Origin of the sequence: Fusobacterium sp., from assembly GCF_032477075.1 — a bacterium.
Classification (GTDB): domain Bacteria; phylum Fusobacteriota; class Fusobacteriia; order Fusobacteriales; family Fusobacteriaceae; genus Fusobacterium_A.
Window position 1 is genome coordinate 1 of the sequence record NZ_JAWDXO010000034.1, and the last position, 17,225, is coordinate 17,225.

General features: G+C 26.8%; 10 protein-coding genes. 6 read left to right on the top strand and 4 right to left on the bottom strand.

What is annotated here, in order from left to right; genetic code table 11:
- A partial coding sequence (locus E6771_RS12595) for a GH-E family nuclease (RefSeq protein WP_316091688.1) occupies positions 1-1,234 on the top strand: 1,234 nt, incomplete at its 5' end.
- Between the two features lie 7 nt (positions 1,235-1,241).
- Complete coding sequence (locus tag E6771_RS12600; RefSeq protein WP_316091689.1) at positions 1,242-2,264, top strand: ankyrin repeat domain-containing protein; 1,023 nt, start codon at positions 1,242-1,244, stop codon at positions 2,262-2,264.
- Positions 2,265-2,389: 125 nt separating this feature from the next.
- Here the strand turns inward: E6771_RS12600 and E6771_RS12605 are convergent, their stop codons facing one another.
- Positions 2,390-3,073, bottom strand: coding sequence for an MgtC/SapB family protein (locus E6771_RS12605; RefSeq protein ID WP_316091691.1), 684 nt, complete (start codon positions 3,071-3,073; stop codon positions 2,390-2,392).
- A 466-nt stretch (positions 3,074-3,539) separates the two neighbouring features.
- Here E6771_RS12605 and E6771_RS12610 point away from each other — a divergent pair, with 466 nt between their 5' ends.
- Positions 3,540-6,953 carry an autotransporter outer membrane beta-barrel domain-containing protein gene (locus E6771_RS12610; RefSeq protein WP_316091692.1) on the top strand — a complete coding sequence of 1,138 codons (3,414 nt, stop codon included), beginning with the start codon at positions 3,540-3,542 and terminating at the stop codon, positions 6,951-6,953.
- Positions 6,954-7,124: 171 nt separating this feature from the next.
- Here the strand turns inward: E6771_RS12610 and E6771_RS12615 are convergent, their stop codons facing one another.
- Together E6771_RS12615 and E6771_RS12620 are read right to left on the bottom strand one after the other, a co-directional pair.
- Positions 7,125-7,385 carry a hypothetical protein gene (locus E6771_RS12615; RefSeq protein WP_316091693.1) on the bottom strand — a complete coding sequence of 87 codons (261 nt, stop codon included), beginning with the start codon at positions 7,383-7,385 and terminating at the stop codon, positions 7,125-7,127.
- 492 nt (positions 7,386-7,877) lie between these two features.
- Positions 7,878-8,498 carry a flavodoxin family protein gene (locus tag E6771_RS12620; protein WP_316091694.1) on the bottom strand — a complete coding sequence of 207 codons (621 nt, stop codon included), beginning with the start codon at positions 8,496-8,498 and terminating at the stop codon, positions 7,878-7,880.
- Positions 8,499-8,722: 224 nt separating this feature from the next.
- On the opposite strand from E6771_RS12620, the gene E6771_RS12625 reads away from it, so the two are divergent.
- From E6771_RS12625 to E6771_RS12635, 3 genes are all read left to right on the top strand, one after another.
- Positions 8,723-9,331, top strand: a complete 609-nt coding sequence (locus E6771_RS12625) for a cyclase family protein (RefSeq protein ID WP_316091695.1) — start codon at positions 8,723-8,725, stop codon at positions 9,329-9,331.
- A 468-nt stretch (positions 9,332-9,799) separates the two neighbouring features.
- A complete protein-coding gene (locus E6771_RS12630) occupies positions 9,800-11,452 on the top strand; it encodes a ShlB/FhaC/HecB family hemolysin secretion/activation protein (protein WP_316091696.1) in 1,653 nt (550 codons plus the stop codon).
- Between the two features lie 23 nt (positions 11,453-11,475).
- Positions 11,476-15,969 carry a filamentous hemagglutinin N-terminal domain-containing protein gene (locus tag E6771_RS12635; RefSeq protein WP_316091697.1) on the top strand — a complete coding sequence of 1,498 codons (4,494 nt, stop codon included), beginning with the start codon at positions 11,476-11,478 and terminating at the stop codon, positions 15,967-15,969.
- Positions 15,970-16,205: 236 nt separating this feature from the next.
- Here the strand turns inward: E6771_RS12635 and E6771_RS12640 are convergent, their stop codons facing one another.
- On the bottom strand, positions 16,206-17,135 hold the full coding sequence (locus E6771_RS12640) for a LysR family transcriptional regulator (protein ID WP_316091698.1): 930 nt from the start codon (positions 17,133-17,135) through the stop codon (positions 16,206-16,208).
- Positions 17,136-17,225: the final 90 nt, after the last annotated feature.

Consider the following 17,225-nt stretch of genomic DNA (forward strand, 5'->3'; position numbering starts at 1 on the left):
ATATGATAAAGATGAAAAAACAGCAGATAATGTAGGAAATAAAATAGAAGAAATAAAGGCAGGAGAAGAAAAAGACTACAATGAATATCTAGCTTCAATCAAAGATAAGTATAAGGATCTACCAAGTCTGGAAGAATCAAAAGAGTTAGAAAATAGAATTCCTGATGAATATAAAGAAAACTTGGCATTAACAACCACAATAATAATAGGTGGAGTAGTTTTAATAGGGAGTTACTATTCTGGACAAAAAACAGAGGAATATTTAAATTCAGAAGAAGGTAAAAGAGCTTGGAGTAAGTTTGAAGAAGACTTAAAAGAAGAATGGGAAGCTAAGAAAAATAAAGGAATAGCTTATGCAGAATTTTACCAAGCTTCCTTAGAAACATTTTTAACTGATAAAATAGGAATAAAAGATATTGCAATTGGAACAGGAAAAGGTATTGATGATACGCTAACATTTCCAGGTTCAAAACCTGTTGAATTACCTACTCATACAGGAAATACAGGTAAATTACCAGAAGAAATACTTATACTTCCACCAACATCGCTAGATGATGGAAAAGAATTTGAAAGACCAATGGTAGATCCACTTCCAGAAGCAAAAGATAAAGATGATTTAACTACAGCAGATAAAAATCCACCAAAGCTGAATAACAATCACATTTATTTTATAACTGCTGAAGGGACATTAGAAGTAAAAAATACTGATATGCCAAAAGATTATACATTAAATGAAGATGGAACTGTCGTAGGTCCTAAAGGAGGAGAGTATAAACAGGCAGGTTACACAGAAGATGGAAAAGTCATATTTGTAAATAATAAAGAATTTTTCTTATTTGAAGGTGGAGAGAAAAAAGCTGTATCTTCTCCAGGAACAGGAGGAATTATCCAAACTGGATTAACAAGACCTCCATTAACAAAAGCAACAAAAGATAAAATTACTGCTAGATATACTGATAATGGTGATGGAACATTTACATATAATGAAACTGATGAAATAATTCAAGGACCAATAGATTATGGACATATATATAGTTGGGAAAATAGAAGGTTAATAAAAGCAGCAGAGTCATTAGGAATGGATCAAAAAACATTTAATCAATATGTAAATAGCAGAGATAATATATTCCAATATGAAAATCATGATGAAAATGTAAGTCATAAAAATGAAAAACCTGGAAATAGTTTAGAAAAAGATATTGTAGAGGATATGAAAAATTTCTTAAAGGAGTAGAAATAGAATGACAAAAAAAGAGAAGGAAGAACTAGAAAAAGAAAAATTTGAAATTAGCTTTGAAGCATACAAAACGTTACGTGTTGGTGATTTAGAAAAAGTAGATGAAATATTTAAAAGTAAAAAAGTAGATATTTTTGAAATAACAGATTCTAAAGCAAACTGGCTACATGAGGTATTAAAAAGCATGCCAAATGATACTCCTATAAAAACAGTAAAGTATCTAATAGAGAAAGGAGTATCTCCAACAGCAAAAGATTATTATGGGATGACACCACTTCATTATGCAATGAGAGGAAAAAATATAGAAGCAGCCAAAATATTATTAGAAGCAGGAGCAGACCCAAATGCAAGAGATATTAAAGGAAGCTTGATTCCATTTAAAATGGCTTGCTGTATATACCCTTTCAATAAAGAATTGGTAGAGTTATTTCTTCAGCATGGGGCAGATATATATATTACGGATAATGTAACAGGTGAACCTTACTTAGATATGTTGAATAAGTCAAAACTTGAAGAAAGAAAGGATGTAAGAGATTTTTTAAATGAATATGAAGCTAAATTAAAAGCAGAAGGAAAACTGCCTCCTAAACCTGAAAGAAAAGTACCAATATTAGATATACCTCTACATGATGGAAAATCAGAAATTGTAGTAAAAGCATCAGATAACTGGTTGGACCAATATAAAGAATTATGGAAACTACTGGTTCCAAAACAAGGAAAAGCTATAACAATTCAAGGAGAGGTAATTAGAATTTGTGGTAGATTGGAACATGAGATTTTAGATAATGGAAGAATAAATTGGGATAATGATTTTGAATTGATGTGCAAAGAGTTGAGAAAATATTTACTTACATATGGAAATTTACTATCAGAAGAAGAAAATAAAAAGATAAAAAATATTATTTTGAAAATAAAAAAAGATACAGTACAAGAAAAAGATTTTGATAAATTAACAGAGCTTTGTACAAAATGGATTTTGTTAAATAGAGTACCAGTAAAGCTGAAAAAAGTTCCATATAATAGATAAAATTAATGTTTTATAGGTAGCCTAATTAATTTTAGGCTACTCATTTTTTCTTTTGGTATCTTATTATATTTTTTTATTAATTAATTTTTAAATTTACTACTTTTTAAGGAATAATGAAACTATTCTTATAGATTTTCTAATAGTTTCCAACCTATGTCACTTACCCCTTCTTCCAGTCCTAATTCCCTAACAAAAGATTCTAATAAATTATCCTTTTTTCCTTTAGAAAATAATGTTGCTTTTATTTGAATTTTTTCTTCATTTATTTGATCACCTTTTAGATCAATTAACAAAAAATCTTTACTTTTAATTTTTTTCAGTATTCCAGCTCTAAAATTAAATTCGTCTTTTTCTAAACAAGTAAAAGAAATTTGATAATAATTTTCTGAGTCATCAAAAAAATTAAATACTTTAATTTTTCTAGATAAAAACTGTAAAAGTATATTGCTCAATGTTAAAATAATAGTAGCAATTATAGCATAATTATGATTACCAGAACCAGAAAGAATTCCAATAGCAGCAGTACACCAAATAGTTGCAGCTGTATTTATTCCTCTTATACCAATTTCATTTTTAAATATTATACCACTTCCCAAAAAACCTACTCCTGTAACTATTTGTGCTCCCATTCTGACTGTATCATTAGAATTAATAGAAAGAGGATACAGAATAAACATAGTTGTTCCTAAACAGACAAGTACATTGGTTTTTACTCCTATAGTATGCCCAGTTATTTGTCTTTCCAGCCCAATTAAAAATCCTAAAAATGAAGATAAAAGCAGTCTTAATATAAAATCAAATAAAGTCATTTTTCCTCCTTTAATTTAGAAATAATAATATCACATAAAATATTTTTAAAAATTATAACTTTAAAAAATTTTATTTGTAACAGATATTTTATTAATAAAATTCTTTTAGATTCTTTGTTTTATATACATTTTATCATATCTTGATATGCTTTTTCTTGTATTTTCTTTACAGCTATAATATATTTCTCTTAAATCCTATTCAATTTTTTTAAGTGAGAGAAGAACATTTTTAAAATTAAGAAGTCATTTTAAGAACTTGTTTAATTAATTCATTTAATATTATTAACATCTTTAGTTGAGTTTATTATTTAATTTATTTATACTGTTTACTATTAGAAAAAAATCTTGACTTTTTATGAAAAATAGTATAAAATTAATTTTATACTAAATTTGTAATTTATACAAATTTATAAATGATTAATTTGAAGGAGGACAAGTGTTTATAAAAAATATTCTCAACAATAGTATGAGAAAATACAAAAAAAATATTTTTTTAATTGGTTATTTTTTAATGCTAACAAAATTCTCCTTTGGTGCTACTATTGAAGAAAATCATATTAATAATGACTTTATTTACTATAATCATTCTGATGAAAGCAACAAAGCTCAATCTGTTATTGATAAGGATAATACACACTTAATAAATAATGGTACTCTTGCTGTGACTCACTATGGGGAAAATTATGACCCTGAATCAGGTGGCAGTATGGTAATGAATGCAGGTAATGGGATTATTATTTTGGATTTAATGAATAACATTGTTATAAATAATAATGGTCTCATAGAAGGGATAGTAAAAAAATATAATAACCTACCAGACAGCTATATTTATAATGCAGGTAATGGAATTCATATGATGCTTGGTAATATTAAAACACTAAATAATTCTGGTTATATACAAGGAGGTATATATGCTGATGAAGAAACTCCATATATAAACGCTTCATACGCAGGTAATGGAGTATACAGCTATTTTACTAAAAGTATAATTAATACTGGAAATATAATAGGAAATAGCTATATTAACCGTTATAGCCAGGAAGAATATGTTATAGGTACTTCTACAAGTTATAATACCAATGGAATTCAAAGTGATTTTCATACAACTGCTAATAGCGGAAATATAATAGGAAATCTTATTATAAATCAAAATTTTTCTACTATTAATGATTTTAATTCATCAATTTCTAGTACTGCTAATGGGATTTTTTCATTTAACATGAAAGAATTATATAACAATGGAATTATAAGTGGTAATCTTGCACTTAGTAACTATACTTTAGCAGAGAATTATGGTGGATATTTTGTGTATTCTGGAAATGGAGTTTATGGAAGTTATAATAATGTTGATATTATTGAAAATAATGGGATTATTGAAGGTAAAACTCATCATTATAGAGAAAATAACAAAGGTGAAATTATTGCTATGCAAAGTGGAAATGGAGTTTTTGTCCATTACATAACAGAGCTTAATAATAATGGAACTATCTCTGGTAACTCAGATTATGAAGCTGCAGAACATTCATCTCAATGGTATGGGAATGGAATAGGTGGCAGTAATGTAAATTTAATTAATAATAGTGGTGTTATTAAAGGAAATAAAAATGGAATTGAAATTGAAAATATTGAAGTTTTAAATAATAATGGAATCATAATAGGTCAAAACATTATTATTTCTAATGAAATAAAAGAAAATAATAATAATGGGATATACATCAATATAGATGATTCTGGAAATATAATTAATGTAACAAATGGCATAAATCAAAATAGACCTGACAATATTATTAATGCTAAACTTTCAGATGATGGTATGGATAGCTTCATTACTGTTGACTCTGCTGGTAAGTTCTCTGATAAAATAATTAATGGTGCTGGTATTAATAATAGTACACTAAACATTGACAAGTCTGTCAGTTTACATTTATCAGACTCTATAGTTAATGCATATGGAACAGCTCTTTATATGAATATGGATGCTCAAGTGGATGCATATAATACCATTTTTAATGGTGGTGGTATTAATAATGACAAAGACATCATAAAAATACAAAGTAATTCAGATCTTAGTTTGACAGGGATTTCTATTGTTAACGGAAAAATAGGTATCAATGGGAATAATTCTACTATTTCTATAGGCAATTTTGTTCAATTGAATGGTGATATAATTTCTAACGGAAAATTTAATACTATTTATTTAGGGAATTCTGAAACTAATCAGCTTTCTAAAAGTAATGATTCCAATAGTTTAAATATATTTCACAATATTAGTAACTTTCAAAACATACATATAGAAAGTAATGTTACTTTACATGAAAGTTCTCAGATAAATTCAGGAGATATAAGAATAGAAAAAGGAAAATTAGTAGTAAGAGTCGATGGAACGAAAAGAGATGATACTAACAGAATAACAGGACATGCTTTATATTCACATGTTGGAAAAATAGATGTTATTGGAAATATTCCTGAAGAAATACCCAATGCTGATTGGGGAACAGTAGATGCAGAATATGCTAAATTAATTTTTAAAACTAATGGACTGGCACAAGGAACTATTATTGCTATGGATGGTACTGATATCAGTGAGATAAATGACTGGAATCTTGGGACAACTAGTATAGTAAATACAGCTCGAAAAGAAGGAAATGACATTATTATTGATATAAAAAAAATTGATGATATTTTCACTCCGCCAATTATAGAGCCAAAACCTCCAGTTGTTGATCCAAAACCTCCGGTTATAGACCCAGATCCTCCAATTATAGACCCAGAAGAACCTAATGATATAAAAAATGATTTGGGACCTATATATGATTCAATAGTAAATGGCAATCAATTACCAAATCTTGACCCTACTACTAATATTGAAGATAAAATATCAGAAGATGCTAAAAAAAGTTTATTATCATTATTAGATCAGATATATGCAAATAACCCTTATAGTTTTATTGGGAATATATCGTTAGAGAGTACAAGATTATACAGAAAAAATATTTTCAACAATAAAGCACCTGATGAAAATCAGTGGATAACATCAGGACAAGTAACAAATTCAAGGGATAAGTATAAAAATAATAAAAGATCTTATAAATATGGTGTTGAGTCTTTTAGTGATAGTTATCATAAAAAGTTAGATACTACAAGTATATTAGCTACTGCGGAATATGGGATAAATGAAAGTTTATCTTTAGGAATAGCAATGGGAGGTTCTCACCAAAAGTTATCAATATCTAATGATTCAAATGTGAAAGGAAATACTTATTATACTGGAATATTTGGTAGGAAAGAAATTAGTAACTTTACTTTTACTACTGGAGTTGGATATCAATATGGAAGTTATGAAGTTAATAGGAATATTAGAAATAATTATCAGACAATAATTAATTATGGAGATGTTAAAACTCACTCTTTTGATATGTATTTAGATGGTAAATATACATTTCAATTTGAAAATGGATTTATAATTGAACCAAATATAAGACTTTCTCAAACTTTTATTAATCAGAAAAAGGTTTCAGAAAAAAATAATTCATTAGCTATTGATGTAGACAGAAAAAATTATTCTGTACCACAGATTGATTTAGGAATGAATTTTTCCAAATCTATTCCACTTAATAAATCAGTAGTTACTACTACTCTTGGTGTAGGATATAGCAAAAACTTAGGTTCTGAAAACAAAGAATTAACAGGAAAAATGAAAGATAGTACAAATTTTAATTTTTTAGGCAGTAATTTGAATGATGATTCATATTACATCAATTTAAAAGTACAAGTAGAAAATAAAAATGGAGTATCATACAATGTTAATGCTGGTATTCAGCAAGGAAAAAACAAACAAGAGAATGTTAATGTTGGAATTGGAATTGGATATAGATTTTAAAAATTTTTAAATAGCCTAGTTGTTACTAGGCTATTTAAATTTAAGTCCATCTTCTTTGGATAATGAAGGGATATTTTTTATAGCTATTCTACTAAATCTAAATAAATTTCCTTTTCTCCATAGATATACACAAAGCAGATATGAGATCCATTATTTTAAATATTAATTATATTAATTTTGGTTCTCTTCACTTATTTCATGAGCTGTTTCATGACTTCTTTCCCACTTTGTTTCTTTGGAAGTATTATTTTCATTATCTGCTTTTTTAGTAAAATCATATCTTCTTTCATCCTTATTTTCTTTTTGCATATTCATTTCTTTTTTTGGCATACCCATTTCTACAGGTTTTCCTTCACCTGCCTCTGCATATATAACTCCATTTGAGCAAATCATAATCATTAATGTAGATAAAATTATTGTTATTTTTTTCATTTTGTTGCCTCCTTTATTTTTTATTTGTATATTAAAATACTTCAAAATGATATATATTGTTATTCTTTAATAATTTCATTTTCCTTTTTTTCAGACAATTTATTAACAAAAATTGATTTATATAGCATGTTTAGAGTTAATTATTTTATAATTATATTTTATTAAAGGTATTTATTAAAAAAATATAAAAGTTAAAGTATAGTAATCAAATAAGAATTATTAGTTGGAATTTTTATTTAGTGGAAGTGTTATTAAATGCAACTTTCATAAAAGTTTATAAAATGAAGCAGAAAGAGATAAACGATTTTTTTATATAAATAAATTTTAAAAATTGAATAGTTTAAAAAGAAAAGTATGATATTAAAAAATATATAGCCCATATAATTTTAAGAATAAAAATTCTAAATTACATGGGCTATATATTTTAAATTAAGTTTAAATTAGATAGGAAAATAGTAATTCTAAAGATAAAAATTTTGTCATTTAGAATTGTTATTTAATAAAATTAGTCATTATTTTCTCTTCATATTCTGGGTTTGGTATATTCATTTTTTTCCCAGCTTCTATACATTTTAACAACCATGCCATATTTTCACCAAGAGTACGCATTATTTGTAATCCTTCTTTATCTTGCATTACATCTTCTGGAGTAAATCCATGTACTTGGTTCCAATAATTAGATGAAACAATAGGCATATTACTGATTGTAAAATACTTATTTAGCTGATCAAATGCAGCTGTAGAGCCTGCACGGCGACAGGAAACTATAGAAGCTCCTAATTTTCCAGCCATTTTTTCTCCTGCTGAAAAGAATAATCTGTCTAAAAATGCAGTTAAACTTCCATTAGCACTTGCATAATATACTGGTGAACCAATAATCAGCCCATCTATTTCAGCTGATCTTTCTGTTATTTCATTTACTTTATCATTCCAGATACATTTTCCTGTTTCAAAGCATTTAGAGCAGGCAATACATCCAGCAATAGGTTTTTTTCCAAGGTACACAATCTCTGTTTCTATTTCATGTTTGTTTAGGACTTTCTCTACTTCTCTCAATGCAGTATAAGTACATCCTTTCTCGTTTGGGCTTCCATTTAGTAACATTACCTTCATTTTAATTTCTCCTTTAATAAATTAATTTTAATATATTGTTAAAAATTAAGAAGAATATTTCCTGGTTAACTATTTCAAAATTAATAACTTTCTAAAATAGTTCTTCCTTCTTTTTTACTAAATATATTTTGATTTTCCTTTCTCATTATACTATAATTTTATCATATAGAATTATATATTTATATTTGATATAAAATAATTAAATAAAAAGATAGTGAGGAAATATGAAAATATATGATTTAACACACAAAATAGAAAATAATATGCCAGTATATTGTGAGATGGAAAAACCTGATATAAAGCAGCTTTTTTCTTATAAAAAAGATGGAGTAAACATAGTTGATTTGGGTCTTACTTCGCATCTTGGAACTCATTTAGATACTCCCTTTCATATCTTGGAAAATGGAAAAAATATCTGTGATTTTTCCATTGATACCTTTTTTGGAAAAGGGTTGTGTATTTTCTTTAAGAATTTAGATACTCTTGATTTTAAATTATTAAAAAACATTGATTATTTATTAATTTATACTGGTTGGGATAAATATTGGAATGAAGAAAAATACTTCAAAAATTATCCAGTTATTTCAAAAAGGTCAGCTGAAAAAATAGCAAACTCACATTTAAAAGGAATTGGGATAGATTGTATTTCACCAGACAGCTATGTTTCAAAAGAATTAGAAAATCATAATATACTTTTAAAAAGTGATAAGATAATAGTGGAAAATTTATGTAAATTAGAAAATCTTTTAGAAAAAGAATTTTATTTTTCATGTATGCCATTAAAAATAGCTGTGGATGGCTGCCCTATCAGAGCTATTGCAATAGAAATGTAAAGAGGAGCTAACTTACTGTTGCCCTCTTTTTTCTTTCCTTTCATTTTTAATTATTTTATAACAAATCAAATAAATTTTATTTTAATTTATTTCCTTATAATTATTTATTTGCAAGAACTTATTTTTTATACATAAAATATACAATTTAAATTATATATTTATATAATTAAAGTGATTTAGAATTTGTATAGTTCAAAAAAGTATGATTACAAGAAGTTTAATAATTAAAAAAAGTATATGATATAATATTTTTATACATAAAACAATTAAAAAATGATAATATTTAAAATATACATTTAGAATATAGTTTGTAAAAATGATGAATTAAAATGTGAATTAATGATAAAAGAAATATATAAAAAAAGAATTTTACAGAAATAAATGAAATAAGATTTTTTGAATAATATAAAAAAATATAATAAAGTTATAGAAAGGACATGCATTAAAAGTTTTGCTGGGAGAGATCTGATGAAAATCAAGGGGATATGTTTTTGGCTTTTTCTAGTGTTTAGTTATTGTGCTCATGCTAATCAACAAGAATTAATCCGGGAAGAAAGAAGAAGGCAGTCAGAAGAAATAAGGAAGTTAGAAAAAAATGAACTGAAAGATAAAGTCAAATTAAATGAGATAGAAGAAGATGTCCAGGCTATGGGGAGTGAAATAAGAAATATTGTTATTGAAGGAAATACTATATTAAAAAAATCTGAAATTGAAGTTTTAAAAAAAAGATATATAGGTAAAAAAGGTGGAAAAAATATATTAAATCTGATGAAAGAACTTGAAAATCTATATCTTGAAGGTGGTTATATTTCTGTTAGAGTAAAAATAGATATGGAGAAATCAAAGATTCCAGAAGGAGAAATATTTTTAAAGGTAATAGAAGGTCATCTAGAAGAAATTAGATTTAAAGATGAAAAAAATAAGAAAAAACTAAAAATTTTTACCTCTTTTCCTATCTCTAAAGGAAAAGTATTAAATATAAATGATCTTGATCAAGGGATAGACAATCTCAATTCAGTTTCTTCAAATAATGCAAGATTAGATATTACAGCAGGAAATGAGCTGGGAGGAAGCATAGTAGAAGTAGATAATCATAAAAGAAAAAAGATATCTGGAGTTGTAAATTATAATGATTTGGGTCAGAATTCTACTGGTAAGGACAGAATAAAATTCTCTCTTATTTTTGAAGATATTGCAGGTATAAATGATACTTTTATAAGTACTTATCAGCGAAAACTTGGAAGTAACAGAAGGTATAAAGATAATGAAAACTTCTCTTTCTATTACAGAGTACCAATAAAATATTGGGAATTTTCAGTATCAAAAGATCATTCTGAATATCTTTCTACAATAAAGTCATTTGCTCATACCTATGAAATAACAGGAGTTTCAAAGAATATGAATTATTCTGCAAGAAGGATAATAGGCAGGAACAGTAATGGAAAAACTTCTATAGGAGTAACTTTAACAAATAAAGAAACTAAGAATTATTTTGATGGGATAAAATTGATTACAAGCTCAAGAAAACTTTCTGTATTAAAAATAGATGCAAATCATAATAGAAGATTTTTTAAAGGAGTTCTTTATGGAAACTTTACTTATCATGAAGGAATAAAAAACTTTGGAGCGGAAAAAGATGAAGATAAAGGAGATTCTTCTCCAAGAGCACAATTTCAAAAATATACTGCTGATTTGAGTTGGTATAGACCATTTATGATAAAAAATCAGAGATTTTCATATAGAGTCTCTTTCAGTGGGCAATATTCTGATGACATCCTTTATTCTTCTGAAAAGTTAGGAATAGGGGATGATACTACTGTAAGAGGTTTTAAGGAAAATTCAATAATGGGTGATAAAGGTTTTTATGTAAGAAATGAAATTGGATATAACTATAGGTTTTTAGAACCATTTATTGCTTATGATTATGGGAGAGTAAAAGATGTATATAAAGATGAATATTATGAGAAAAATGGAAGTGAGATGAGTGGAGCAACAGTAGGAGTGAGAATGTATTTGAATAATTTTGATATGAGCTTTTCATATTCAAAACCTTTAACAGCTCCATCATATATAAAAAAGAATACACATGAAATATATTTTAGTATGAGCGCTAGATTTTAGACATTTTAAGGGGGAAGATTAAAATGGAGATATTAAAAAATAAGCTGCTGAAAAGATTGATAATCTATACCTACATCTTTTTTAGTATCTTTACACAGGCAGCAATGGCAGCTGCAAAAACAGTTGATCAAAACAGGAATCAACAGGTAAACGTAGAGAAAGCACCAAATGGAGTTCCAATAGTAAATATTAATGCTCCCAATAAGAATGGAGTTTCTCACAACTATTTTAAAGAGTATAATGTTGGAAAAGAAGGAGTCCTCTTAAATAATAGCAGTAAGGAAAATAATAAAACTCAGTTGGGAGGAATTATTCAAGGAAACTCTAATCTGAAGGGAAGAGAAGCTGATGTTATTCTGACAGAGGTTACAGGTGTAAACAGAAGTAATATAGAAGGATATACTGAGGTAGTTGGAAAATCAGCTGAATATATTTTAGCAAATCCAAATGGAATATATTTAAATGGAGCAGGCTTTATCAATACCCCAAGAGTAATACTTACAACTGGAAAATCTATAACAGATGAACTTGGAGATTTAAAAGGATTTGATATAGATGATGGAACAGTAGTAGTAGGAAGTCAGGGAATAGATGGAAAAAATGTAAGAATGGTAGATATTGTTTCAAGGACAGCAGAACTGAATGGAGCAGTTTATGGTGGAGAAGAAGTAAATGTTGTTTTAGGAAGAAATGAGTATAACCATGAAACAAGAGAAGTGAAAGCCAAGGCTGAGAAAGAAGGAGATAAGCCTAAAGTGGCTCTGGATGCAAAAGCATTAGGGTCTCTTTATGCTGGAAAAATATATCTTCAAAGTACAGAAAAAGGTGTTGGAGTAAATAGTCAGGGAGAGATGCTGGCAGGGTCAGGAGATCTTGAGATAGATGTCAATGGAGATTTGATATTAAAAGATGCTCAAGCTAAAAATGATATAAAAATTAAAGCAGATAATGTAAGAATACAGGAAAAAGCTATTGCAGAAAATAATATTAATATAAACTCTAAAGATATAGTGAATACTGGAAATATATCTTCGAATAAAAATATAGAAATAAATAGTTCAAATGTTGAAAATAAAGGAAATATAACTTCAAAAAATATAAATATATCTAATAAAGAGAAGATTGTTAATACAGGGAAAATTTCAGCTGATAATGTAATAATATCTTCAAAAGATATGGAAAATAAAGAACTTACTGCAATAAATGCAGATATCACTTTAAGTGGAAATTTAAAAAGTGAATCATTGAAAGCAGTAGAAAATTTAAATATTAAAGCAAAAAATATAGAGAATACAGGAACTATAGCAGCTAATAAAAAAGTGAAAATTGAAAGTACTAATCTAGTAAATAAAGGAAATATAAGTGCGGATAATATAGAAATAAAAAATGAAAATAATATTTTAAATGAAAAAAATATAATATCTTCTTCAATTAGTATGACATCAAAATCTCTATATAATAATGGTTTTGTACAGGCTGATATTTTAACTTTAAAAATGACAGATTATTTGGAAAATAGCGGAAGTATTTTAGGTAAAACGATTCTACTGAATGCTAATCAAATATTGAATAAAGGAACTATTTATGGAGAAAATTACCTGACTCTTACATCTTCTAAATATGTTAATGAAAGTTCTGGAATTATAGCTGGAGGGCAACTTTTTATAAATGGTATTGGAGACAATGCTGGAAATATAACAGGTGACAAATTAATTTTTACTGGAAAAGAGATTAAAAACAGTGGAAATATAACAGGAGAAGATACACTTGATATTACTGGTGATTTAAATAATACTGGAACTGTTCAAGGAAAAAATCTGGTAAGTATAACTGGAAATATAGACAACAGTAAAAATATAAAGAGTGAAAAAGAATTAAATATATCTGGAAATATATTAAATACTGGGTATATATATAGTGAAAATGCAGATATAAAAGGAAATATAACTAATAGTGGAGATATTTTTTCTCTTTTAAATATGAAGATAACAGGAGATATAGCTAATAATAAAAATATAAGCAGTGGTAACAAGCTTGAATTATTAAGTGATAACATTCTAAATAATAGCAGAATATCAGCTTTAGAAATTTTAATTACTGGAAAAAAACTTGTAAATAATGGATCAATAACTTCAGACACAGGAGTTTTTAATGTTTATGATCTTGCAAATTCAGGAATTATATATGGTAAGAAAAGTATTACTATTTCAGGAAACAAAATTGTGAATACTAAACTTATTCAAAGTTCAAATAATTTATATTTAATTTCAGTGGATATAATGAATAAAGGAGATATATTTTCTGGAAATAATATGAATATTACTTCTCAATTTTTCAATAACAGTGGAAGAATAATAGGAGATGGAGATTTAAAATTTGATACTGATAATTCTATTGAAAATTCTAACTTGATTCAGGGAAATAACATAACACTTAAAGAAATAAATAATAGTGGAAAGCTTATTGCGAAAGAAAACATAAAAGCTTCTAAAGTAAAAAATACTGGAACTATCTCTGCTTTGAAAGACTTTCAAGGGGAAGGACTGTTGAATTTTCTTTTTGGAAAATTAATTCTTGGAGAGAATTTAAGTCTTGAAAAAGAGCTCCTCAATGAAGGAATTATTTCAGTGAAAGGGGATATAACAGCAGAAAATGTTTCTAATACTGGAAGTATGATTTCAGATAGAGATATAAGGTTAAAAGAATTAGATAATAATGGTGGAACTATTGAAGGAAGAAATATAGAGATAAAAAATACGGCAATCCTTAATAATTTATCTGGAGATATAAGGGTATTTGATAATGATTCTGTTTTGTCTATTCAAGCAGAAAATATTCAAAATATAGGTGGAAAGATACAATCTCAAGGGCAGCTTGAACTCAATATTTTTAATCCTTTTATCCTTGAAGGGAATTACACAGGAAATGGACTTTTAAAAATAACAGCAGTATCTCTTATTGCAAAAACAAACATAGAAAATAGTGGAGATATAGAGCTTAATTTATCTGGAGATTTCCTAAATAATAATAAATTTGTCAGTGGAAAGAATATAACTATAAATGCAGTGAACTTAGTAAATAATAATATATTAGGAAGTACAGAAAGTTTCACAGTTAATCTTTTAGGAAAACTAGATAATTTTAACAGTTTAATTTTAGGAAATGGAAATAATACAATAATAACTGGTGAAAGTATTTTTAATAATGGAGCTTTAACTTCACACAATAATCTAAATATAAATTCAAAGGATCTAATAAATAATGGACAGATAATTTCTGGAAATAATTTGATTTTAAATACAGAAAATATATTAAATGGAAATTATTCACTGCTATATTCAAAGAATGATATGAATATATTCTCAAAAGAAGATCTCATTAATGATAAAGGAGAAATATATTCTGGGAATAATATAGAGATAAAAGCTCAGGGTAAAGTTCAGAATATTACTGGAGTTATACAGTCAATAGGAGATATTTATATAGAAGCTGTTCAAATTGAAAACCTTGGAGAAAACTCTTCTGCTATTGAGGAAATACCAGTTTATGCAACTGCAGAAAATGATTATATAAATACAATGGCATATATTTCATCTGGAAAAAGTATTACTTTAAAAACTATGGGAGATATTATAAATAGAGAAGGAAATATTTTAGCAGACAGAGATGTAAATATAGCAGCATATAGATTGATAAATGGAAACTATACAGGGAGTGTTACTATTGTTTCTCAATATTATTCTGAAAATGGAGTAACAGAAACTGACAAGAGAACAAAAATATCAGCAGGGAATAACTTGAATATATCTGCTATAAAGGTAGGAGATGGAATTTTATCAAAAGAGAGAAATATAGTGAATATTAAAGATATAAATATGGAGCAGGTAATTTTGGACAGCAGTAATGTTGAAAGAATTGGAACGATTGATACAGAAAATTATATTACAATTACTGAGGAAGATAAAGAATTATTTGTTGTAAACAAAGATTTGATAAATTCAAAAGATATTTCAATAAATTCAAAAGAGAAAATAAATGTAGGAGAAGATGAAATACCAGTTGTAAATAATTATATTTCAAATGAAAAAAATCCTGAATTTAAATATCTGATAGAAACAAATATAAAATTTATAGATATGGGTTATTATCTTGGTTCAGACTATTTATTTGGGAAAATAGGATTTAATCCTGAAAAAGATATCAGACTTTTAGGAGACTCATTCTATGAATCAAGAATAGTAAATAGAGCTATTCTTGAAAATACAGGAAAGAGATATTTAAATGGAGCTGCAAATGAAAAAGAACAGATGCAGATATTATTGGATAATTCTGTAAAAGCTATGGAAGATTTTAATCTATCTATTGGAGTAGCTCTTACAAAAGAACAGATAAACAATCTTAAAGATGATATCATATGGTATGTAGAAGAGGAAATAGAGGGAGTAAAAGTTTTAGTTCCAAAGATATATCTTTCTAAAGAAACTCTTGCTTCATTAGGAAAAATTAAACTAAAATAATATCTAAAGGGAAAATAAATACTTTAGAAATAAAAATATAAAGTATGGTAGAAGTAACTTTAAATATAGAAAAGATTTTGATAAATTTGTATATTGACAATTTTAAAATTCTGATTCTATAAAATAATTAAATGTAGAGAGTAAGTCTCATTTGAAAAAAGATAAAAATTAAAGAAGCTCAAAATGATATATTGGAAAATTAAGGCTGTAGTTTTAACTACAGCCTTCTGCTATTCTTATAGAAGAAATTCATTATCTGAAGCTGGCATATTTTTTATAATATCATGTAAAGTGAGAATAAAGTCTTGAGCATAGCTGCTTTTAACCCTTTCAGCAGAGTGGATAAGGATATCTCTAGTAATCATTGGATGGATTGTACATACTTTTTGTACTAGATGATTTTTTTCTAATATGTATTCTGGGAGCATAGGTACCCACATAAAAGCTCCCCTTACATTTGTCAGAAGATTTATATGGCTGCCTCTGTCATAGACATATATACATTTAGAAGAAGCAGGAGTTTCAAAATCTTTTACAGTAGGGATTTTAGTATCTCCTGATACAATTTCTATATAATCAATCAGCATTTCAAAAGGTATTTTTTCTAAGGCAGCAAGAGGATGGCTGTCTGAAAATGTTATAAGCATTTCAAATTCCCATAGAGGTTCAAAGATTATATTTTTACTTTCCAATAATGAAAGAAAATAGCTTTCATGTATATTCTGATAACGAATAATACCAATTTCAGCATTACCACTTGCCACTTCATTTATAACATTTAAAGAATTTGTTTCATTAAATGTAATATTCATATCTTTTTTATTTTCAAGATTATTTATAAATTTAGAAATAGCAATTGTAATATATGTAGCTCTGTGAACAGCAATACTAAGAAACACTAAAGATTTTGAAGAGGTTTTATAAAAAGATTCTAATTCATTTACTTGTGATATTATTTTTGCAGCCTTAGCAAGAAATTTTTCTCCTTCTCTAGTGGGCTGCACTCCTTTTTTAGTACGATAGAAAATAGAAACACCAATTTCTACTTCTAAGTCTTTGATAGCAGCACTAAGATTAGGCTGCCCCATATACAGATTTTTTGCAGCTTTATTTATTGACCGAGTTTTATTTACTTCAAGAACATATTTCAAATGCTGCATATTCATATAGAACACTCCTTTTTTATGGATTAGTTATATTTTTATCATATAACAAGATATCTAAATTATAGATTATACAGAAAATATTTTCAATGT